15 protein-coding genes are annotated in these 22,135 nt (G+C 64.2%); 10 read left to right on the top strand and 5 right to left on the bottom strand.

Going from position 1 to position 22,135, the window contains the following annotated elements; genetic code table 11:
- Positions 1-211 precede the first annotated feature (211 nt).
- Positions 212-697, top strand: coding sequence for a RidA family protein (locus VFW45_16835; GenBank protein HEU5182454.1), 486 nt, complete (start codon positions 212-214; stop codon positions 695-697).
- Positions 698-1,324, top strand: a complete 627-nt coding sequence (locus VFW45_16830; GenBank protein ID HEU5182453.1) for a bifunctional 4-hydroxy-2-oxoglutarate aldolase/2-dehydro-3-deoxy-phosphogluconate aldolase — start codon at positions 698-700, stop codon at positions 1,322-1,324.
- Here the strand turns inward: VFW45_16830 and VFW45_16825 are convergent.
- Positions 1,318-1,524, bottom strand: a complete 207-nt coding sequence (locus tag VFW45_16825) for a hypothetical protein (GenBank protein ID HEU5182452.1) — start codon at positions 1,522-1,524, stop codon at positions 1,318-1,320. The genes VFW45_16830 and VFW45_16825 overlap by 7 nt on opposite strands.
- Before the next feature lie 501 nt (positions 1,525-2,025).
- Between VFW45_16825 and VFW45_16820 the strand changes: the two genes are divergently transcribed.
- Positions 2,026-2,562, top strand: coding sequence for a hypothetical protein (locus VFW45_16820; protein ID HEU5182451.1), 537 nt, complete (start codon positions 2,026-2,028; stop codon positions 2,560-2,562).
- Between the two features lie 102 nt (positions 2,563-2,664).
- Here VFW45_16820 and VFW45_16815 read toward each other — a convergent pair whose 3' ends face one another.
- Positions 2,665-6,216: a MopE-related protein gene (locus VFW45_16815; GenBank protein HEU5182450.1), complete on the bottom strand. Its 3,552-nt coding sequence runs from the start codon at positions 6,214-6,216 to the stop codon at positions 2,665-2,667.
- A gap of 357 nt (positions 6,217-6,573) precedes the next feature.
- Complete coding sequence (locus VFW45_16810; GenBank protein HEU5182449.1) at positions 6,574-6,936, bottom strand: phage holin family protein; 363 nt, start codon at positions 6,934-6,936, stop codon at positions 6,574-6,576.
- Positions 6,937-7,243: 307 nt separating this feature from the next.
- Here VFW45_16810 and VFW45_16805 point away from each other — a divergent pair, with 307 nt between their 5' ends.
- Positions 7,244-11,476 carry a hypothetical protein gene (locus VFW45_16805; protein HEU5182448.1) on the top strand — a complete coding sequence of 1,411 codons (4,233 nt, stop codon included), beginning with the start codon at positions 7,244-7,246 and terminating at the stop codon, positions 11,474-11,476.
- Between the two features lie 344 nt (positions 11,477-11,820).
- Here the strand turns inward: VFW45_16805 and VFW45_16800 are convergent, their stop codons facing one another.
- Entirely contained in the window at positions 11,821-12,039 is a 219-nt protein-coding gene (locus VFW45_16800; protein ID HEU5182447.1) for a hypothetical protein, read from the bottom strand.
- Between the two features lie 272 nt (positions 12,040-12,311).
- On the opposite strand from VFW45_16800, the gene VFW45_16795 reads away from it, so the two are divergent.
- From VFW45_16795 to VFW45_16785, 3 genes are all read left to right on the top strand, one after another.
- Entirely contained in the window at positions 12,312-13,043 is a 732-nt protein-coding gene (locus tag VFW45_16795) for a response regulator transcription factor (GenBank protein HEU5182446.1), read from the top strand.
- 432 nt (positions 13,044-13,475) lie between these two features.
- Positions 13,476-15,656 (top strand): CRTAC1 family protein, encoded by a 2,181-nt coding sequence (locus VFW45_16790; GenBank protein ID HEU5182445.1) that lies wholly within the window; start codon positions 13,476-13,478, stop codon positions 15,654-15,656.
- A gap of 87 nt (positions 15,657-15,743) precedes the next feature.
- Positions 15,744-15,920 carry a hypothetical protein gene (locus VFW45_16785; GenBank protein ID HEU5182444.1) on the top strand — a complete coding sequence of 59 codons (177 nt, stop codon included), beginning with the start codon at positions 15,744-15,746 and terminating at the stop codon, positions 15,918-15,920.
- 651 nt (positions 15,921-16,571) lie between these two features.
- Here VFW45_16785 and VFW45_16780 read toward each other — a convergent pair.
- On the bottom strand, positions 16,572-19,472 hold the full coding sequence (locus VFW45_16780) for a hypothetical protein (GenBank protein HEU5182443.1): 2,901 nt from the start codon (positions 19,470-19,472) through the stop codon (positions 16,572-16,574).
- 257 nt (positions 19,473-19,729) lie between these two features.
- Between VFW45_16780 and VFW45_16775 the strand changes: the two genes are divergently transcribed.
- The 3 genes from VFW45_16775 to VFW45_16765 all read left to right on the top strand — a co-directional run.
- Entirely contained in the window at positions 19,730-20,845 is a 1,116-nt protein-coding gene (locus VFW45_16775; GenBank protein HEU5182442.1) for a right-handed parallel beta-helix repeat-containing protein, read from the top strand.
- Between the two features lie 19 nt (positions 20,846-20,864).
- The gene (locus VFW45_16770) at positions 20,865-21,953 is read left to right on the top strand and encodes a hypothetical protein (GenBank protein ID HEU5182441.1); all 1,089 of its coding nucleotides are present in this window, start codon (positions 20,865-20,867) and stop codon (positions 21,951-21,953) included.
- Positions 21,931-22,135: hypothetical protein (locus tag VFW45_16765; protein ID HEU5182440.1), on the top strand; the 205-nt coding region annotated here is incomplete at its 3' end. The genes VFW45_16770 and VFW45_16765, both read left to right, overlap by 23 nt.

Here is a 22,135-nt window from a genome sequence, read left to right as displayed (position 1 = left end):
CGCATGTCCTCAATGAGTTATTCGCTGGTTTGTGGGGCGTAGCTCGTAACCAAGGCAGAACGGTGCGGGCACCTTGGAGGCAGTCCTTCACAGCGGCCTTCCTATCGAGGAGTCCATCTCTCCATCAGGCGCGGCTCACTCTGGAGAGATTGTGCGAGTGCCCCGGCCGATGCTAGAGTTCGCCATCCTGCCAGAGCGAATCGGAGGTGCGATGTCGGTCATCGAGAAGAAGATCTCCGCTATGGGACTGGTCCTGCCGCCGGCCACGAAATTTCCGCAGGGCGTCGTTCTGCCGTTCCAGTCGGTGCGCATCCTCGGAAGAAGGGCCTTGATCTCGGGACACGGGCCGCAGGGTCCGGATGGCGGCTTCGTGCCCCCGTTCGGCAAGGTGGGTGCCGAGGTGTCGTTGGAACACGGTTATGGAGCGGCGCGTCTCACGGCGCTGTCGATCCTGGGCAGCCTGCAGCGGACACTGGGCGATCTCGATCGCATCGCCGCCTGGGGCCGCGTCTTCGGCATGGTGGCATCCGCTCCCGGCTTCCAGAAGCAGCCGGGGGTCATCAACGGTTTCTCCGATCTCATCCTGGAGCTGTTCGGCCCCGAGGTCGGGGCGCACAGCCGCAGCGCCGTCGGCATGGCGGAGCTGCCGTTCAACCTGCCGGTGGAGATCGAAGGAGAGTTGGAGCTGAAGGGCTAGATGGAAACCGCCACCTTCATCGAGCGGCTGGGGAAGGCGAAAGCCTCCGCCATTCTGCGGTGCCCGAAGGCGGAGACGGCGGCGCCCGCCATGGAGGCGGCCGTCCGCGGCGGCTTCCGCATCATCGAATTCACGCTGACCATCCCCGGGGCGCTCGACCGGGTGGAAGAGTTCGCCCGGAGGCCGGATCTGATCGTCGGGGCCGGCACCGTCCTGACCGTCGAGCAGGCGCGCGCCTCGGTCGACCGAGGCGCGAAGTTCCTGGTGTCGCCCGTGATGGATCCGCTCGTCATCGAGGCCGCCGTCTCGCTGGGCGTCGCAATGATTCCCGGCTGCCACACGCCGACGGAGATGCTGGCCGCCTACCGGGCCGGAGCCCCGCTCCAGAAGCTGTTCCCGGCTCCCGGCACCGGCCCCGCCTTCGTGCGCGCCTGCCTGGCGCCGATGCCGTTCCTGCGCATCGTCCCCACCAACGGGCTCGATGCCACCAACGCCCGGGCCTGGCTCGACGCAGGCGCCTTCGGTCTAGGCTTCAATCACGCCTTGTTCGTGCCCGAAGAGCTCGCCGCCGGCGCCTTCGACCGCGTCGAGGATCGTGCGCGCGCCCTGCTCGCCGCGGTTCAGTAGCCACCTCCTCCGCCGCCGCCTCCGCCCGAGTTGCTGACCGCGGCAACGATCAGGGCGGCGCCCACCACGCTCCCCACGATGACCCAGGTCTTCTTGGCCGTGGACCATTTCTTCTTTTCGGTGGTCTGCGTCTGGACCGCCTGCGGGTCGGCGGTCTGGGAGTCGGCGGATTGCAAGGCGGGCGATGGGGACGAGGCCATCGCCTCAGGACTCCACCCCTGCATTTCTCTCAGCTGCGCGAGATGCAGCTTTGATTGAGGCTGGACCACAGCGGCCTTGCCGCTCTCATCCCCCCGGCAAACCTCCCCGGACAGCGCCAGCGATGGGACCGATAACGTCGTTGCGAGACACAGACACGTGACAACCTGCCGGATACCTTTCATGGTTTCCTCCTCTCACCCGAGTCGCGAGCCGTTGATGACGGCTTCTCCTAAGGCATAGGCTGTGCCAAGCCGCGCGCGACCTCAGTGTCCTGGGTCACAAGCCTTTCCATGAAATCGAGTTGTTCCGCCGGAAGATAGGCGGATCGCGTCGTCTGGAGGCGGAGGACGGGGAGGGAGATGCCTGCCCGCTGGGAAATTGTCGAAAGGATGGCAAAAGCCATTGGTGCACCGCGCCTTGACCCCTCTCGATGGAAGCAGCTACCATGCACCCGTTTCCACGCTTCAGCTCTGCGCTTCGCCCCCAAAGGAGGTCCCGTCATGAAGAAAGCTCTCATGCTCCTGCTGCTCCCCCTCGCCGTCGGAGCCGCATTCGCGCGTCCCGAGGCTGCCGCCCCGCAACCTGCCTCCGGCGCCGCGGTCGACGCCGAGTCCTACAACGATCTGGAGCGTTTCAAGATGGCGTTGAGCGACGAGCGCCGCAAGCTCTTCGGCGCCGCCATGAGCAAGCTTTCGGCCCAGCAGCTCGAGACCTTCTGGTCCGTCTATGCTGACTACGAGAAGGAGAAGGGGGCGATCACCTCGGCCCGCCTGGATCTGGCCAAGGAATACGTCGACATGTACACAGGCGCCAAGGGGATCGACGATGCGGGGATTGGGAAGGTCGTGAACGAGATGGGCGCCTTGCAGAAGAAGAACACCGACCTGCGCTTGAAGTACTTCGGGATTCTCAGCCAGAAGCTCGACGCCAAGGCGGCGGGCCGGTTCGCTCTCGTGGACGACTACATCACCACGGCCTGGCGTCTCGATCTGCTCGAGCACATCCCGGCGCCCGGGGACGAGGTCATCCGGAAATAGCCCCATCCGACCGGCGCCACGATGGCGGCCGGATCAGGTTTCCAGGACGGCGAAGGCGTCCCAGCTCGATAGCTCGGGACGCCTTCGTGCTTTCTGACAGATTCAGTCCCGCCCAGGCGGTCCGCCACGCGGCTTTGGAGCCGTTTCCGCCAGTGTGCGCGTCTTGTTTCCCTTGGCAGCTACAACGACAGTCGCCGAGGCGCTCGCCGTGGCGCCCGAGGAATCGGTCGCCTGATAGGTCACGGTGTAGGTCCGGCCGTCGCCGTTGCGGTCGGACTCCGCCCGCACCTGGAACTGGAAGTCGGCCGTTCCGAGGGCGGCTCCCTGGATGTCGTTGATGGTGTGCCCGTCGGACGGTCCGGGTGCATCGTCCGGCTCGTCGCTGGTGACGGACAGGAGCGTCACGCTGGGACCGCCGGCGCATGAGGTGACGGCATTCACGGTCGCGACGACCGTCACCATCTTGTGCCCGGCATTCTTAAGGGTCGTCGGACTGAGGGAAACCGAGATCCCCAGGGGCGTAACGGTGCCGTGGCACACTCCTGAGAGACAGGCGTCGGGAGAGCTGCAGGGGTTGCCGTCATCGCAGCTCGTGCCGTCGGGTGCCTGGGTGAACGAGCAGGTTCCATCCGCTGGATTGCAGGTCCCGAAGGCGCTGCAGATGTCCGGTGACGAGCAGGTCACCGGGTCCGCTCCGACGCAAACGCCGGCCTGGCAGGCGTCGACCTGGGTGCAGGCGTTGGCGTCCGAGCACGCCGAGCCGTTGGGGCTGTTCGGGTGGGAGCAGCCCGCCGCGCCAGTGCACTGATCCTGGGTGCAGCCGTTCCCGTCGTCGCACAGGGTGTCGCCCCCGTCGTCGACAACCTGGTTGCAGTCCTGGTCGACTCCGTCGCACACTTCGGTCGCTCCCGGATGGATCGACGCATCGGCGTCGTTGCAGTCGCCTTCGCAGGCGCTGAAGCCGTCATGGTCGAGATCGGTCAGTCCCGTGAGCACATAGCGTCCACCGGTATCGAGACCCCCGCCCCAGACCAGCATCTGGGTTCCGGTCCAGACGGCCGAATAGTTGGAGCGCGCCAGGGGAGCGTCGACCTGCGAGGTCGGCGCCCAGTCATCCACCGCGGGATTGTAGATGCCGCCGGTGTCGAAAAGGGCTCCCGTCAGAGTCTGTCCCCCCCACACGATCATCCGATTGCCCGTCCAGATCGAAGAATGGCCAGCGCGAGCCGACGGAGCGCCGGTATCAGAGGTCGGCGCCCAACTGTCGCTGGCCGGATCGTACCGACCCCCCGTGCTCAGTGCGATACCCGGAGCATTGCCCCCCCACACGATCATTTCGCTACCGGTCCAGACGGCGGTGTGGGAACTTCGTGCCGCCGGCGCTCCCGTCGACTGGACATTGCTCCAATGATCGGCCACCGGATCGTAGCGACCTCCGTCGGCGAAGCCTAAGCCGGTCTCGTTGCCTCCTCCCCAGACGATCATTTCCTGGCCGGTCCAGACGGCACTATGGGACGCTCGCCTCGAGGGAGCTTGCACGGTCGAAGTGGGTGTCCAGCTGTTCGTCGCCGGGTCGTATTGGCTCCCCGTCTGCAAAAAGCCGGAGGCGCCGTTTCCTCCCCAGATCACCATCCTGCTGCCGGTCCAGACCGCCGTGTGGCCTCCCCGTGACTCAGGTGAGTTGACGAGCGAGGTGGGAGACCAGGCATCAGCCACCGGATCGTAGCGGCCTCCGTCAGCCGGGCCGCCGCCCCAGACGATCATCAGCTGGCCGGTCCAAACCGCTGTGGCAAAGGATCGTACCGACGGCGCTCCGATGCTGCTGATAGGAGACCACTGATCGATCAAAGGGTCGTAGCGATCCCCGGTATTCGTCAGGGCTGGAGGATTGCCTGGAATCGGTGTTCTTCCGCCCCAGACGATCATCTGGGTCCCTGTCCAGACCGCCGTGTTGCCCGCCCGCGCAGCCCCCGCCGACTGGGCCGTCGGCGTCCAGGTATCGGAGGCGGGATGGTAGCGCCCTCCGGAGTTGTAGGAACCTCCCCAGACGATCATCTGGCTGCCGGTCCAGACGGCAGTGTGCCCGCCGCGGCGAAACGGCTCGAAGGAAGCGCTGGAGGTGGTCCAAGCGTCGTTGACGGGGTTGTACAGTTTGGTGCCGGGCATGTCGAACCCTTGCTGGTTCCCGCCGCCCCAGACGATCATGCGCGAACCGTCCCAGATCGCCGTGTGATCTCCGCGCGCCTGTGGTGCGGTGCCGTCCGCCAGCGTGGCAGTCCAGGTGTTGTTGGAGGGTTTGAAGCGCAGACCGGTGTTGAGGTCGATGAGAGTCGTCTGTGCACGAAACGGATCGAAGGAATAGAACACGCCGCCCCAGATGATCATCTCGCTGCCGGTCCAGACGGCTGAGTGGTGGGCACGCTCCGATTGAGCGAACGAGACCGGCGGTGTATCAATCCAGGTATCCGTGGCGGGGTTGTAGCGGCCTCCCGAATTGAGGCCGAAGATTCCCTGCGGTACGTTGGGCGGAATGTAGTAGCCTCCCCAGACGATCATCTCCGTGCCGGTCCAGACCGCCGTGTGGCCGGCGCGATCCGGATGGAAGAAAGTGGGCACCGAGGTGGGCGTCCAGGTGTCGGTCACGGGATCGTAGCGTCCGCCGGTGCTGAAGAAGTTGGGAGAAGGAGAGCCGCTCGGCGCGGTGCCGCCGTAGACGATCATCCGGCTGCCGGACCAGACCGCGCTGTGTCCCGACCGTGCCGAGGGGGCGCCCGCCAGCGAAGTCGGCGACCACGAATCGGCGACAGGGTCGTATCGGCCTCCCGTATTCACCACACTTCCGGCAATTCCGCCCCAGACGACCATGACGTTTCCGGTCCAAATGGCCGTGTGCCCCCTGCGATCCTGCGGCGCATTGACCAGCGACATCCGGCTCCAGGAATCGATCAGCGGATCGTACCGCCACCCTTGATGCCCCAGGACGCTTTGAGACGTACTCTGGGCCGTGGAAACCCCTCCCCAGATCAGCATCAAACTTCCTGTCCAGACCGCGGTGTTCTGGCTCCTGGCGTCGGGAAAATCGTCCAGGCTCCCATTGACCCAGGCGTCGTCGGGATCGCAGCTGGTGGTGCTCGCTTCCACCGAAGGCTGGGGAAGTGAGGCCGCGCTCGAGGCTACCGGGCGCGCTTCCTGGGGATCGAAACCGTCGGATGCCGGATGGATGCCTTCATCCGCCGCGAAGAAGCTGCGCGTGAGTCGATCCACGAGCGCCGGCCGGGCGAAGCACTCCTGAATGAGGAAGGGATCGTTCCCCAGCGCCGCGTAGATCTCCTGGAGCCGGTCGGGGAAGCGCGTGTTGCGGGCGATCCGGTCCAGCTCGGCGCTGAGCGCCTCGGCCGTCACCGGCGAATGCCAGATCCTTTCCAACGCCACCGATTGCTTCAGGTAGGTTTGAACCTTGTTTTCAAGGAGCTCTTTCGGCACCGCCTGATCGAAAGCTGTTTTCGTCCCGATCTGGTGTGAGAAGTAGACCCTCTCGATCGCTTCCTGGGCCTTGACCCGCTCTTGAAAGGAAAGCTCTCTCGCCTGCGATGCGGACGCCGCAAAGACCAGGATGGATGCCAGGGCCAGCGCGAAGCTCAGTCGGTGTCTCATCGAAACCCCCTCTCGAGCGCCTGTTGCCGGGAAGCCGGAGCTCGAAAACCTGCGATGGACGTGTGGGAAAAGTTATTGGAAACGTACCACCATTCGGCCAGGCAAGCCATGACTGAATGGTGAAATCCCAGTCGACCCCGGCATACGCGGTGTCGCCGATAGGTTCGCCGATTCAGCTGACGAAATAGTGTCGCAAGATGTCAAGAACGCATGACTTACGGTGTTGGCCGCAGGAATTTGGCGAGGGTGGAAATGGTGCAACCCCATAGGCGGGGGCCATCATATTGATCCCCGGAGCAAGACGGGAGGGTCTCGGGAGGGCAGGAACCGTTTCTGCGCCCGTCGCCAAAAGCTGTGTCAGCGCTCAATCGGCTCGCGGCGGTCGTGGCGCAGCACGCCGCGGATGATCATCCCGAGAATCGCCAGCAGGAGCGCCGCCAGGAACGCCGGCAGGAAACCTTGCACAGCGATACCGGGCAGAATTGCCGCCGCAAACTGCAGCATCAGCGCATTGATCACCAGCAGGAAAAGCCCGAAGGTCACGATCGAAAGCGGGAAGGTGAGGATCTTCAGGATCAGGCCGAGCGTGGCATTGATGAGCCCATAGATCAGCGCCGCGAACAGCGCGGGAACGAATCCCGTCACCACGAATCCCGGCACGAAGTGCGCCACCAGCAGCATCGCCAGCGCGCTCAACAGCCAATGCAGCAGGACTCTCATTCCATCCTCACCGGTGAGGCCGGTCTGCAGCCGGCCAGTCTCGTGCTCTCACCCTACCAACGAAAGCTTCGTTCGGCCACCAGGCTTCCCAGGCATTAATTGGACCCCAAACAATTCCTTGACACCCGACGACGGCGAGATGTAGCGTCCACCGTCCCGAAAAACTGAAGTTCCACCCCTCGCATGGGGGAGAGGGGATAGGGAGCTTTATGCAGGCACTCCCTGTCCTTGCGCTCCTTCATCCCGATCCCGTTCGCTCGTCGCCCCATTCCATTTCACCCCCCAGTCAACATCTGTGGAGGTCCCGATGAAGTACTTCAGATTCCGGGTGTCTCTGCTTGCCGCTGTGGTGGTCCTTCTCGCCGTATTGCTTCCTCCCGGCGCCGGTGCCTCCGACGCCGTCAAATGGAAGACCCGAGGGCGCGGAGGCGGAGGCAACATGTTCTCCGTCGCCGTGAGCCCGACCAATCCGGACATCGTTCTGATGGGCTCGGACGTGGGCGGCATCTTCCGGTCCACGGATGGAGGTTTGACGTGGAAGATGCGGAACAATGCCTTGACTGATCCCAACCGCCATGCCGCCTACGGAGTCCAGGGATTCGTCTGGGATCCGAACGGCACCACCGTCTATATGGACACCATGAAGAGCATGGACGCAGGAGATACCTGGACCGAGAAGGTCACTCCGCACTTGCCCAATAGCTGGCTGAGCGGGGCCATCGATCCCGCGAACCATGACATTGTCTATCTCGTGAAGCCGCCCACCATCTATCGCAGTGCTTGCGGACTGGAGAGCACCTGCGCCATCGAAAGCTCGGAAATTCCGGGTGCCACATGCACTCCGGATTGCGGAGATACCGCGGCTACGTGTTGCTTCGATAATGGTGCTCGCGTCCAGCTGGTGTTCGACCCGGGCAACTCGAGCCACATGATTGCCTGCACCCGCTGGGGTCTTTTCGAGAGCACTTACAACGGCAGCTGGAACGGCTCGAACTGGACGAGTGTGACGACCGACCTGCCCTACGACGATTGCAACGACATGGTGGTTCACCCGGCCAGTGCGGTCACCTACATGACTCTGGGCACCCGAAGGACCAAGGACGGCACGGGCTGGTCGCGGATCGAGACCTGGAACGGGGGCGTCTACAAGAGCAACCCGAGCTGCCCTGCGGGATGGGGTCATTGCTGGACGGCGATCAACGGCACGGACGCGGGAACGAACCTCCTGCCCAACCCCGGGTTCGAGACGGCCGGTATTCCACCCCTTCCCGACCAATGGTCCTCGCCTAATTCCAACGTCTCACGCGAATGCGGCGGCGTGGGTCGCAACAGCGCTTGCGCGCTCAAGATCGTCTCGGGAGGACCGGGAGGCGGGGCGGGGGCCCCGGTCTACAGCCCCCTTCTTCCCATCGAGGGAGGCAAGATCTATCGGGCCTCGGGCTGGGCGAAGGCCAGCTACACTTCCTGTGAGCAACCCTTCGACGGCCGAGCCAATTATTTCGACGCGCAGCAGCAGCTCCTCTATTGGCCTCTCGATCCCACGCAGGCCCGCTCGCTCCTCTGGAACGACACCAACCTGAGCTACGACTCCAATGTTAACGGCGGCTGGCGCTATTTCGAGACGCGCATTCGACCTCTCGATGGCGCCGCCTACGTGATTTTCGAGGTGGACGCCAATTGCTCCGCAGGATCCGTAGGGACTACCTGGATCGATGATGTCGAGCTGGTTCAGGAGGGTTTCTCGGAGACCCCACCTGTCGGAAGGCTCCCACGAGTGGGAGGGTCCGCCCCGGAAACCACCTGGGTCAACTATCGAAACATCGTTGTCGATCCAACCTCGGCCGGCACGATCTACGTGAGCACGGGACCCAACTTCGTGGGGGGACCTTCGTCGAGCTACCCAAACCCTCTGCTGGCGGACAGCGGAGGAGTCTGGAAGACCACGGACGGGGGCACGAGCTGGGATCTCACGACCCGGTCAGCGTACAGGGACAACGTCCTGGACGGCATCCTTTCGGCGCCCTCCTGCGGGGACAATGTTTGTTCGGGAAGAGGGGAGGATTGCGTCACTTGCCCCACGGATTGCTCATCCTCCCCCTGTTGCGGGAATCGCCGACCGAACCCTCCCGCGTTAAACGTCTGCGAATCCGGCGAGACGAAGTACACCTGCCCGGTCGACTGTCCCGAATACGAAGATGCGACCCGCCCCTATTATGAGAGGACGCTCAACGGATACGACATCTGGGATCTCGCTATCGGGAGTGGATCCGGTCACGAAACACTTTATTTCGGAAATCCAAACGGGAAATACGTGACGCGGGACGGTGGGGCTCAATGGACGGAGCTCACCTCCGACCTGATGGAGAGTCCCGTGCCGCCCGAACCGCCCATCGGGGCCTGGAAGACGCGTGGAGACACCAACGACATCCTTGCCCTCTCCGTCCTGACCTGGCCGACCGAAGCTAACATGCCGGAGCGGCTCTTCTACGGCGATCGGGACAATCGCCTGATGTCCAGCTTCGACCAGGGGGAATCCTTCGCGGCGGCAGTCGCCAATAAGGCCGCCGGCAACAATGCATGGGCGCTCCTTTCCCAGCCTGTTAAGGGGCAATCCCCCACTGACATGCTGGTCGATCCAAGTGATTGGGACACGATCTACGTGGCGGCGTCTGGTGGAGAGTTCGGCGGCGGAAGCGACACCGTCGGCATCATCCGGGGAGATTTCCACCCGAATCAGACGGGAGGGGACCCATGGACGTGGGCTCCCTTGGGGGATCTGGATACGCTTGGGGACGGGGGTGGCATCAATTTCGTCCAGGACGACACCGGGGCCTTCTTCGCCGCCGTTCTTAACGACGGAGTGTACAAGCTGGCGAGCGCCGCCAGCACTGCATGGGAGCACCTGACGTCGGGGTGGACGCCGGCTCCGCCGCTCTATTGGAAGACGGCGCGCATCGCCTTCGAGCCAAGCGACAAGAAGCTCTTCGTTTCCGGCGGTCTCCCAGCACGTGGGCTAGACGCTCCGGTCCCCACGGCCGCAGAGACGGGAGTGTGGGAGAGCCGCACGGTTCCTCCAGGCAATCTTGGAGATACGTGGAAAAAGATCTCTCCTTCTGCGATGGAGGGAGAGAACGTTTCCTGGCTGCTGCCCGACGGTCCCAATACCCTGTTTGTGACGACCAGCTATCCGGACGCCAACCCGCCGACGCCTCTCGTGCATGGCGGCATACACAAGGCCAAGTGGATCTGGGATGGAAGCATCTGGAGATGGGACTGGACGAAAGTCCTGACGACGATGTCCATGGACGGCATCGTCATTTCCCAGAAGGACAGCTCGATTCTCTATGCGCTCGCCCCACAGGCGGCTCCCTTCAATCAACAGAACATGCAGCATCAGGATCCAGGGACCTGGAAGAGCATCGACGGTGGAGAAACCTGGACCCTGCTTGCCAATAACGGCCTATCGCACTTCTTTCCCGGCATGAAGTTGTTCTTTTCCCAGAACAATTTTCAGCGGCTCTACGCCACGACGCAGGGAGGAGGCCTGTTCGAAGGAACGATCAGCTGCACCGATCCGGTCCGGGATTTCGAATGCGCCGTGCGGAATGATGTCGGCACCCAGGGGACTCCCATCAGCGGCGTCCTGACTTTCGGCTCGGTGAGCGACCTGAAGGCCGGCTCGCTCGACGATACCTACGAAGTCTTCACCGAGAGCGGGGTGACGAACAAGAAGAAGCTGAGCCTCATCTGGACGTTCACCGGCGCCACTCCCGGCGTGACCTACAAGCTGCGTATCGAGGGGAAGAAGACCGACGGGGGTATGCAGACGTCGGACAATTTCATCTTTACCGTCGGTGTTTCGACTACGGGAACCTGCACCGGCAGCGAAAGCGGCTCAACCTTCACCCTCTCGTCGACGACGGACAACGACACGCCTGTGGAAAGATTGGCTGGCGTCCTCGCGTCCGGCACGCAAGCCTTCTGCGTCAAGGTCGTCGACAGCGCCCAGTCGAACGACAATCAGTCCGATGTGTTGTCGATCGACCGCCTTTACCTCATTCCTCTGAAGGCGTCCGTTGCGACCGCCGAGGGATTACCTTCGGGAGGGTTGGGTACAATCTTTTTGGGCAGCTATCTGGACACGCAAGGCCCCGATGAGACTCCGGTGCAGCGGGAAACGTTGAAGGAGGGAGCCGCCGGCACCAGCTCCTCGCTCAATCGTTTCTATAATTTCGGCAGCTTCCCCGCCGGAACCTACAAGCTGCACTTCAAGGGGTCGCGGCCCGACAACACCGACGGCGACAATTTCAAGTTCCGTTGGGGCACTTCTCAGAACGGAACCCAGACCGACATCACGGGAGCGGTCATCAGCTCGGCGAACGAGGTCGCCGGAGGAACCGATTCCGGCACTTTCACGCTCAACTCGGCCAGTACCCTCTACATTTTCGTGAGAGACACCAATTCGCAGGCCAACAAGGGCAATCTCGATACGGTGACGATCGATCACCTGGCGGTGCTGACCGTGTCCCCGACAAACTGAAGGACGGGAATCGATCCCGAACAAACGAGAATGGTGCCCGGAGCGGGCACCATTCTCGCCGTTCCCCCCCTCATGCGGAGTTTCCAGGGTCAGGGGGTCTTCGGGCAGGTCCGGCACTCCTCCCAGCAGCCGTAAGGAGAACAGACCATGACCCAACAGCAGCGCGCTGCTTCGACCGGGCGCGACGCCAGCAACACGAGGCCACCAACCCCGGTCATCGCGAGGGCAGCCATCAGGACCACTGCTCGGAGCCGCGTGCGGATGCTCATCGGTCACCTCCTTTTTGAGATGCTCACCTGAAGGGAACACGATCCCGGGATCGGGTTAGCCTCGCTTCCCGGGCTTCATCGCCGTGATCGACCGAGGAATACTCCGACCAGGATGCCGGTCGCCAAGGTGCCCAGGAGGATCTTCCCCGGATTGTGCTGCGCCCAGTCTTTGGTGTTCCCGTACATCTCCATGCTCTTTCTCTTGATCTCGTCGAGTTTCGAGTGGGATGAATCGGCGCGCTCGTGCAGCCTGCGATCGTCGGTCACACCGAGGTCGGAGAATACCTGAGGCATGTCGGACCTCCTCAATACGATTTGGGACCGGGCAATTCGCATCTTAGCCAACCCGCGGGCGTCCGCCCACCTCTTCTGAAAGATCGCCGCAACAGAACTGCAACACAACGACATCCGGCCCGCCATTTGCCCCCTGCAGCAAATCGCAGCAAAATGACAGGGCGGTCCCGCAGGAGGCCCCTCCCGCGGGTGCTCCCGCGGACCCGGTCATCTGGAGGAAACCCACGTGCATCGTCGTGTGCCGGCGATGCCTCCCCGGAGGGCGAAGCCGGATGAGCAAACGAATTCTCCTGGTTGAAGACCGACCCGAGATCGCGGACCTTCTGCAAAACCGTCTATCGGAAGAAGGCTTCGCGGTCACCATCATCGACAATGGACCTGAAGCGGTGCCCTCGGTCGCGGCGACACGGCCCGAGGTCGTCCTGCTGGAGCGGGCCCTGCCCGAGGTCGACGCTCTCGAGGTCTGCCGTCGCCTGCGCGCCGATCGGCGCACCGCGCACCTGCCCGTGATGATCCTCAGCGAGGAAGTCCCGGAGCGCGACAAGGTGCAGGGCTTCGAGGTGGGCGCGACCGATTTCATCACGCGCCCCTTCGGCCTGGACGAGTTCACCGCCCGTGTCAAAGCGCTGATCCGGCGGGGCGGCCCGCGACGCAGCGGCGTGCTGCGCGCCGGGGAGATCGAGCTGGATCTCGACCGGCAGCTGGCCACCGTCGGAGGCCGGCGGGCGCTGCTCACCCCGCTGGAGATGGCCTTGCTGCGGGAGCTGATGAGCCTGAGCGGGCGGACGCTGCGCCGCCACTACCTGCGCGAGCGGATCTGGTCCGCCAGGGGCGCGCGGTCGATTAGGCTGCGTACCATCGATGCGCACGTCGCCCGCCTGCGCAAGCACCTCGGCCCCGAGGGATGGCGCATCGTGTCGGTGCACGGCGCCGGCTATCGCTTCGAGTCGGCCCCGGAGGCGATCCCCGTCGGATTCTCGATTGCCGATGGGCCCGCCTCGTGACTCCGAGCGGACCGCTGTCGATGTTCCTTGGGTGACTTAGGTCACCGAGGCGCGGGACTCGCATGCTTCAGGAGACCTTCATAAAGCGCATGCTGCGATCATGCAGCGTATGTTTTTCGATGAACCCCCGCTGAAGGAAACCGCCTCACCCGTTCCTCCGTATTCATTCTCGGCTCAAACGATTGGAAGGCGCGCCAGGTACCGGTTTCCGGGTGGCATCAGCATTGCTCGGCCCTCGGATTGGCTGGTCACAGCAGTCAGGCCCTCTCCGGGAGAATGCCAATGGTTCGGTCGGCGAATCACTGCATTTTTCTTCCCTTGCGGAAGCTTTTCCCCATCATCCTCATTGCCGGCACCGTTCTTCGGTGCCAGGCCTCCGCCCAATTCCCTTCCACGCCGCTCCGCCCGCATTTTCAGGACGGCTCGCGGCACATGGCGTCGCTGCTCAGAAGCGTCACCGCCCAGTCCGACCCTCTGGGGAATCTGTTCATGAACACCGCGCGAGCCCGGCTCCTGGAAGTGAGCATCCAGCAGCGCGGCCAGACGACTCCGAAGGAAATGAGGGACCTCTCGGTCGAGCTTCTCAACGCCGGGAGGACCAGCGAGGCGATCGAGATGCTCGATCGCCTCGAAACCATGGCCCGGGAGAAAGGGACCGACCCGACCTCGCCGATCTGGATCGACATCCGCATGCAACAGGCGGTCGCGCGGCTGAGGCAGGCCGAGGAAGCGAACTGCACGATGCACCACAACCGCCGTTCCTGCATATTCCCCATCCGCGGCGAGGGCGTGCACCTGATGCAGGAGGGGTCGCGCGCGGCCACGGTGATTCTCTCCGAGCTGCTCGCTACGAACCCCGACAACCTGAGGGCCCGCTGGCTGCTGAACGTGGCCTATATGACGCTGGGGGAATACCCGGCGAAGGTGCCGAAGCGCTGGCTCCTGGCGCCCGACCTCTTCAAGTCGGATTACGACATCGGCAGCTATCCCGACGTGGCGGGTGATCTCGGGCTGGACGTGGACGACCTGGCCGGAGGATCCATCGTCGACGACTTCGACGGCGACGGCTACCTGGACATCATGGTCTCGGCCATGGGGCTGAACTCACAGCTTCGCCTTTTCCACAGCAACGCCGACGGCACCTTCACCGAGCGCACCACCGAGGCGCGGCTCACCGGCCTGGTGGGGGGGCTCAACATCGAGCAGACCGACTTCGACAACGACGGCCACCCCGACGTGCTGGTGCTGCGGGGCGGCTGGATGGGCTCCGAAGGGCACTACCCCAACTCCCTTCTCCACAACAACGGCGACGGCACGTTCACCGACGTGACCGAGCAGGCCGGCGTGCTGAGCCTTCATCCGACCCAGACCGCGACGTGGTTCGACTTCGACGGCGACGGCTGGCTCGACCTGTTCATCGGCAACGAGTCCACCAAGGAAGACGTCAACCCGAACGAGCTGTACCACAACAACCGCAACGGGACGTTCACCGAATGCGCGGAGGAGGCGGGTGTCGCCACCCCCGCGCTCGTCAAGGGGGTCGCGAGCTCCGACTATAATAATGATGGCCGCCCGGACCTCTATCTCTCCATCCTGGGCGAGCCGAACCGCCTGTATCGAAACGATGGTCCGGCAGTCGGCTCGACGGGTACCAAGGGCGCCCCGGCGTGCGCCTGGAAGTTCACCGACGTGGCGGTTGCCGCCGGCGTCACCGAGCCGATCGCCAGCTTTCCCACCTGGTTCTTCGACTACGACAACGATGGCTGGGAGGACCTGTTCGTCTCCGGGTACAGGGTGAAGGATGTCGGGGATGTGGCGGCCGACTATCTGGGACTGCCGCACCAGGGAGAGCCGCCTCGCCTCTACCATAACAACGGCGACGGGACTTTCGCGAACGTCACCCAGGAGGCGCACTTGAACCATGTGCTGCTGACGATGGGCTCGAATTACGGCGACCTCGACAACGACGGCTGGCTCGACTTCTACGCCGGGACGGGCAATCCCGATCTCGGGATGCTCGTTCCCAACCGTATGTTCCGCAATGCGGGAGGGAGGTTCTTTCAGGACGTTACCACTTCGGGCGGCTTCGGCCACCTCCAGAAGGGCCACGGGGTCGCTTTCGCCGATCTGGACAACGACGGCGACGAAGACGTCTATGCCGTCGTGGGCGGCGCCTACGAGGCGGACCACTTCCGCAACGCGCTGTTCGAGAACCCGGGGCACGGCAATCACTGGCTCACTCTGCAGCTGGAAGGGGTCAAGGCGAACCGTCCCGGCATCGGAGCCAGGATCAAAGTGGTGACCCGGGAACCGTACGGCGGGGAGCGGATGATCTACGATACGGTGCGCAGCGGCGGCAGCTTCGGTGCCTCGCCGCTCCGGCAGCAGATCGGCCTCCGCCAGGCCGACGACATCGTGTCCGTGGAGATCCTTTGGCCGGGCTCGGGAACGCGGCAAGTGATCCAGGGCTTGCAGATGGACCACCTCTATCACGTTCGCGAGGGAGACTCCGACGCCCATCCGATCCAGCTACGCGCGTTCAAGCTGGGGCGCGATAAATCGTCCCTGGCCGCGAAGTCCGCGAAATCTCCCGCCGCCAAGAGCGGCAGCTGACCCCTGCCTCGTAGAAAACCCTTTCGCGACATCACCAATCCGCTGGCCCCGATCTCGATCGACGGGAACGCCACCCTGCAGGTGGCGATGACCGATCGAGGCGAGCCGGAAGCCGGCTCCGACAGCATCGCCATCACGGTGTGGAACAAGAACGGCGGGCTGTGGTTCTCGAGCAGCTGGACGGGGACGCAGACCGCCGAGCAGGCAATCGACGGCGGCAACATCCAGGCGTCTCACATCGGCCGGACGCCGACCCAGAAGTAAATCGGCGGCAAAGGTCTGGGGTGGGTGCCGCCCCGCGCTGCTCAGGAAGCGAAGGGGAGGGGAGGGTACCTCGCGCGCGATTTTGGGGGATTTGCGCTGGTGTTCGCGCGTTTATTTGCTTTGCGATATGTGGCCCTGAATCGGCGGGCCCGCAAAGAGCTTCTGTTCCGTCATCGGACGGCTTCTGAGAGCAGCTCGCGCCTCGAGAAAAGCGATGGCGACATGGCCATTCGTGCTGAGCCTCTCAGCGGCTCGAAAAATCTCTTGTGGTCAAAATCCGCTTCGGCCAAAGTCCATGCGGCCGAAAAGAGCCGCTTTCCGGCGTGAGGACCACAAGGACTTTTTCGAAACTGAGGGAGGACTCAGATGAGACGAGAGAGCCTTTTTCGCCGAGCGATCTCATGAGCTCCGACCACGGGTCTTGTAAGGGCTGGGGAGAAGCGATCCAGAAGTGAACCGTGCCGAGGCGAAATACTTCGAAAGGAATAAGGTCGCGAACACTAGCGCACTTACTTCAAAATCGCGGTAGAGACACCATCCACCCCCCGGCCTTCCCGACAACAAGGACTCGCCTTGTTTTACCGCAACCCCGCCCCCTCCTCCCGAGCGGCGGCCGGCCGCCGCTCGGGTGCCCGGTTCAATCCGACCACCTCACTTCAGCATGTTCAGTGCCTTGGAAGCCGCCTGCGCGAAACTGCCGCAGGCAGCCGGGTACTGATGCGCGACCAGCTGCTGGTGCCCCTGCGCGAGCAGCGCCGCAATCGTCGCGAGGGTCTTCACCTGTCCGGGACTCGGATTCGGGAATTTCGCCCTGGCGCTCAGGTACAGGTCGGTGGCGATGCCCTCCGCGACCAGCCCCAGCATGTCTTTCAGGGCGGTCAGGTCCCCCGCACCGGAGGACTCGGCCTGGACCAGGAACGAGATCGCCGACTGCACCTTGGTGATCGCGGCGAGCGGGTCGTTGCCGTCGAGCTTGTCCAGCGCGCCGTTCTTGGGCGGCACTCCGCCGTGGTTGCCGATCAGATCGTCGCGTGCCTCGCGCAGCGCCGTGGCGATGTCGGCGTTCGCGGCGTTTGCGATCATCTGGGTCAGCTGATCGGCGAGCAGCGCGAGCGCCTCCTTCAACGTGACCACCTTGATCGTTTTCGTGACCGGGGTCGCGCCGAGGTCGTCGTCGGTGATGGTGGCCACGATCGCGTAGGTGCCGGGGGCCGTGAACGCATGCGTCTGGCGCAGGTGACCGACGGCACCTCCGAACGCGTCGGTGAAGGTCTGGAAGGTCGTGTTCGTCGTGCCGTCGTTCCAGTCCACCAATGCCGTCTGGGTGTCCGGGCGGCCCGGGTCGGTGAAATCCACGGCGAGCGATACCGGCTGACCCGGCAGCGCGAACGCCGACGACAAGGTCAAATCATGGCCCAGCCAATCTTGCACGGTCGCCAAGGTAATCACGGGCGGCACGTTGCGCACCGAGACCGGGAAAGTGAACGCCGTCCCGATGCCAAGATCGGACGTGTCGGTCGGGTGCTGGGCCCGGGCACCGACGGTCCGGGTGTCCGGCCCGTCCAGCTGCGTGGCACTGAAGTAAGCCGTGGCACCCGTCGTCTCGAACGACCCGTTGTTGTCGAGGTCCCACCCGAGACCGATCGTGGCGTGGTAGTAGTTGTCGCAACCCAGCTGCTTGAGCGCGGAGTCGCCGAACGGGATCGGCTTGGTGAAGGAGATGCCCTCGATGTCGTTGTCGTAGTCGACATACGTCGGGTCCACACCCCCCGGCACCGGCGACCACTTCCAGGTCTCACCCTCCGGCAACCAGGTCGCCAGGTTGTCGAGGTCGGGTTCGACCTCCACCTGGCCGGTACCCGGCAACAGCACGGTGTCCGGACCCGGCCAGCTGTTGCTGATGATCGGGTAGTCGGTGGCGGCGATCGTGCAGCCAGTCGGGGCGAACCAGCGCCACGAGCTCGCCTTCTCCCAGATCAAGTGGCTGACGAAGGGGTTGCCGTGGGGGTCGAGGAGGTACCTGATGGAGTTCTGGAGGTTCTCCGAGCCCAGCTCGGCCCAGTCCTCGTAGTCGACCTGGAACCAGACCGGATCGCTCAGGCCTCCGGCGGCGCCGTCATCCTGGAACAGCGAGACAAAGGCCTTCGTCGAGGCCTGCTCGCCGTGACCGATCATCTGGACGAGCGATCCTTCGTCCACCGCGATGGGGCCGTCGACCCTGGCGGTCGGGTGGAGCGTCGGGCTGTCGTTGTCGACCAGGTTGACCGAACGGAACTCGCCGAACAGGATGACGTTGCTGTTCTCGTGCGGCGCCTCGTAGACCATGATCTCACCGGCCGGCGACACGTACATCCCGGAGGCGGCGGAAAAGCTGCCGGTGTTCAGGGCTTCGCCCCACGACGTCTCGCCCATCTGGCGTAATCCGTTCTGGACGGTCGAGATCGGGCAGGTGTCGGGCATGCCGTCCGCCGTCAGGTTCACGGTGTACAGGTCGAGGAACTCGTCCGCGAACGGGTTGACGATCGCGCCGTCCCGCCGCCCACCGAACATGTAGAGCTGGCCGTCGAGGTTCCCTTCCCGCACGAAGTTGATCATCTGGTGCTGGCCGGTGTCGAAGAACCCGGTGCCTATCGGCCAATGCGGACCCACCGGAACCAGCTGGCCGTTGATCAATACGTAAGTGCCGCCCAGGCAAAGCGTCAGCTGGATATCGGTGTACTGACCGACCAGAGACCAGGCGCTCGGATCCCAGATGTCGCCGGTGCTCAGCGATGGGGAGCGGTAGAAGCGGACCTGCTTGTTGGCGGGCCCTCCCGCGGCCACGAGCAGGTAGTGAAGATCGCCGGCGCCGTCCTTCACGAGGGTGAGCCCGACCGGGTCGGCACCCCCCTCGCTACCCGCGTTCTCGATGTCGAGGGAAGCCTTGTACACGGGGTTGGCGGGATCGGACACGTCCACGAGCAGAATCGTGTGCCCGGCGAGCGTGCTGTTGTTGAACGGGTCTTCGGTCCCGATCACCAGCAAATCCCCGATGGCCTGCATGCCCCCCGGGTGCATGTACGAGGGAAAGCCGTGCTGCCCGTCCAGCGGAATGGACTGGACGACCACGTCCTCCTGCGATGCGATGTGCGGACGGGTCACGAGCGCGGAGCCGTCCAGCGGCATCAGGTTCGAGCGCAGCCGCTCGCCGTTCTTCTTGCGGGAGCCCATCTGGATCACGGAGAGATATCCCGGCTCGTCGTCGACGAAGCAGAAAACCCCCGGGTCCTTGCCCGACTTGGTGACGAACAGGTACGGGGTGCCGTCCGCCGCGTCCTTGCGGGTGATCCCCTCCTGATGCTTGCAGTCGGTGGCCTGGTGGCCGAGCGCGCGATAGGCCGCCATCGGCTCGGCCCGGCGGGCCAGCTTGTGGAACTCGTCGATCACATCGGACGCAAACGGTTGGCCGTAGGGGCCCACCGTGGAAGCGGAGCTGTACTCTTCCGCGCGGGACGGCTCCGGTGCGACCGCCAGCCCCATCACGAGGGCCGCACCCGCTGACAGCAAAGACACCCGACGACGCCATACGAACATATGCCCCCCCTGCGTCTTCCCTACGACGCGATGCCCCTCTATCCTGACGATCGGAAAGGGCCCCTGAAAGGCGACAGAGCCATGCATCGCCCGCGCTGGTGAGCCAGGGGCTCCCCAATTGGTTGGGCACTAATACACTGCAAACAAGCCGGAGGTCAACGATTTTTGTGTATTTACACGAATTACATGGGGATTTTTTGTATATAGTAACGACAAAGTCAGGAGGATCTCTCCCCATGAAGCCGTTGCCGATGTCCCGGGCCGTATTGTGTCTGCTCGCCGTGCTGACCGTGACCACCCTGTTGCCGTCGCTCGATGTCCTGGCCGATGAAGGACGCATCCCGATTTACGGGCCGACCACGATCACTCAGGCCGGCACCTACATCGTCACCCGCGATTTCTGTTTCGGCCAGTTCGCTGTCCCGCCCTGCGCGGCCATCGGCACCGGAATCGACATCAACGCGAATGATGTCGTGGTGGACCTCAACGGCCATACCCTCAGCATGCTGGGGTCCAACGCCGTCGGGGTCAGGGTCACCACCTCTGCCGCTACCCGCGGCATCGTGATTCGCAACGGCCGCATTGTCGGCGACGGGAGTCCCAACTCCAACGGCATCGTCTCCAGCGGCACCAACCCTGTCCGCCTCAGCATCGAGGACGTGACGGTCCGGCTCGCCATGGGCGACTGCATCAGCATTGCCTCCGCCGAGCAGGTGGTGGTGGAGCGCAACAGCCTGGAGGGCTGTGCCAATGCACTCTCCATCATCGGCAGCCGGTTCCAGGGACGGATCGTCGACAACAACGTGCTGGACGCCGCTGGCCACGGCATGGATCTCCTCGGTCTCGAGGGTGGACAGGTCCTGGGCAACCGGGTGAAGAAATTCGCGCAAACAAGCAATGCGAACGGCATCTGGCTTTCCGACGGCGGGAAGAACCTCGTCCAGGGCAACGTCATCACGGCCAGCGGCACGACCGGCGCCAACAGCAATGGCATCCTGCTGGACGGAGCTCCCACTTCCAGCTCGAACAACGTGCTGCGTGAGAACACCGTCACGGGCGTTCCCTACGGCATCCGCGCCTATTCCGATGAGAACCGCCTCGAGCGCAACCTGGTCACCGGCGGCTCGCAGACCGGCGTCTGGATCGGCAACGTCGGCAACGGCGCCCGCACCATGGTCGAGGACAACCAGATCCTGTCCTTCACGGGCTGCGGGCTGTTCTTCGTGAACACCCTTTCCCATGTCTACCGGAACAATGTGATCCGGAACAACGGCGGCGGGTCCGACGTCTGCGGGTTCGCTGCTCCCATCACCAACGGCGGCGGCAACATCTGCACCGCCGCCTGCCCCTGAGGCAGCCGTGAGCCTATCGTTGAGATGGATGGCCAGGCTCGCCACGCTCGCGTTGGCGCTGGTCGCGGCCCTGGCGACGCTGGAGGCTGAGCGCGGCGCTGCAGCCGACGATTACTACCTGGACACCGACGTTCCTGCTGGCTTGGGCGCGACCACGTACACCCCCAATCAGATTCTTCTGCGCAGCGGCGGCGCCTATGCTCTGGAAACTTCGCTTCCGGCCGGGTTCGCCGCCGGCGCCTTGCACCGGCGCCCCGACGGCATCTGGCTGATCTCGCCCGCCCATCCGGTTACCCTCGGCGCAACGACGTTCGAGCCGCGCGACATTTTCTCGTGGGACGGCGCCGCCGGCTTCGCGATGATCCTCAACGGGAACGGCGCAGGCATCCCTGCCGGCACCAGAATCGACGCCCTGTTCCTCGGGTCGGCGGGACAAGTCGTGCTGTCGTTCGACGTTCCGATCCGTCTCGGGAGCGTGGATTACGGCCGCTCGGATCTGGTCGCTTACTCCGGCGGTGTCTTTTCGATCTATTTCAACGCCGCGGCCGCCGGGGTTCCCTCCGCGTCCAATCTGGTGGGCGCGGCGCTGGATTCCGCCGGCGTGCTCGTGGCGACCTTCGACGTTCCCACGACGCTGTCGGGCTCCGAGTATCTTCCTGGGCAGCTGGCCGGCTGGACCGGCTCGAGCTGGTATCACTACGACTCACCGAGCGGCTGGCCCCCCTCGGCCCAGCTGCGCGATTTCGCCTTCGTGCCCGCTCCGGGGGGCGTACCCGATGGCAGCAGCCTCCCTGGGATTCCTCTGACCGTGACCCCCGCCGCGGCGGGCGCCATCACTCTGTCCTGGGGAAGCGCCTGCAGCACGGGCGCCAGCGACTACGAGATCTACGAAGGCACCGCCGGCACTTACTACAGTCATACCGCCGCGTTCTGCTCCACCGGGGGATTGACCACCAAGACATTCACCCCCACGGCAGGCAATCACTATTACCTGGTCGTATCGCGGAACGCGGTTCGCGAAGGCACCTACGGCTCGGCCAGCTCCGGAGCGCCTCGCCCTCAGGGCAGCGGCGCCTGCCTGGTCCGTGACCTGGCCGCCTGCCCCTGAGCATCACCCGGCCCGCGGCGGCGACGTCGATGGCGCGGAGCTGGGCACCGAGGATTACGCCTTCTACCTCCGCGCCACGCGGGCCGGCCCTGACGATGCCCACCAGTACCACATCATCAATACAGCTACCGACACCTCCGGGCGCACCGCCCGCTCTGTAACGATTGTCACCGTATCCCACG

The organism is Candidatus Polarisedimenticolia bacterium (assembly GCA_035764505.1).
In the GTDB taxonomy this organism is placed as follows: Bacteria; Acidobacteriota; Polarisedimenticolia; order Gp22-AA2; family AA152; genus AA152.
The sequence above is the reverse complement of the archived record's forward strand: the minus strand, read 5'-3'. Positions and strand labels throughout refer to the sequence as shown.

Excerpts from the sequence above, each read along its gene's own strand:
- VFW45_16835 (HEU5182454.1), top strand. The coding sequence starts at position 212 with ATGTCGGTCATCGAGAAGAAGATCTCCGCTATGGGACTGGTCCTGCCG.
- VFW45_16830 (HEU5182453.1), top strand. The coding sequence starts at position 698 with ATGGAAACCGCCACCTTCATCGAGCGGCTGGGGAAGGCGAAAGCCTCC.
- VFW45_16825 (HEU5182452.1), bottom strand. The coding sequence starts at position 1,524 with ATGGCCTCGTCCCCATCGCCCGCCTTGCAATCCGCCGACTCCCAGACC.
- VFW45_16820 (HEU5182451.1), top strand. The coding sequence starts at position 2,026 with ATGAAGAAAGCTCTCATGCTCCTGCTGCTCCCCCTCGCCGTCGGAGCC.
- VFW45_16815 (HEU5182450.1), bottom strand. The coding sequence starts at position 6,216 with ATGAGACACCGACTGAGCTTCGCGCTGGCCCTGGCATCCATCCTGGTC.
- VFW45_16810 (HEU5182449.1), bottom strand. The coding sequence starts at position 6,936 with ATGAGAGTCCTGCTGCATTGGCTGTTGAGCGCGCTGGCGATGCTGCTG.
- VFW45_16805 (HEU5182448.1), top strand. The coding sequence starts at position 7,244 with ATGAAGTACTTCAGATTCCGGGTGTCTCTGCTTGCCGCTGTGGTGGTC.
- VFW45_16800 (HEU5182447.1), bottom strand. The coding sequence starts at position 12,039 with ATGCCTCAGGTATTCTCCGACCTCGGTGTGACCGACGATCGCAGGCTG.
- VFW45_16795 (HEU5182446.1), top strand. The coding sequence starts at position 12,312 with ATGAGCAAACGAATTCTCCTGGTTGAAGACCGACCCGAGATCGCGGAC.
- VFW45_16790 (HEU5182445.1), top strand. The coding sequence starts at position 13,476 with ATGGCGTCGCTGCTCAGAAGCGTCACCGCCCAGTCCGACCCTCTGGGG.
- VFW45_16785 (HEU5182444.1), top strand. The coding sequence starts at position 15,744 with ATGACCGATCGAGGCGAGCCGGAAGCCGGCTCCGACAGCATCGCCATC.
- VFW45_16775 (HEU5182442.1), top strand. The coding sequence starts at position 19,730 with ATGAAGCCGTTGCCGATGTCCCGGGCCGTATTGTGTCTGCTCGCCGTG.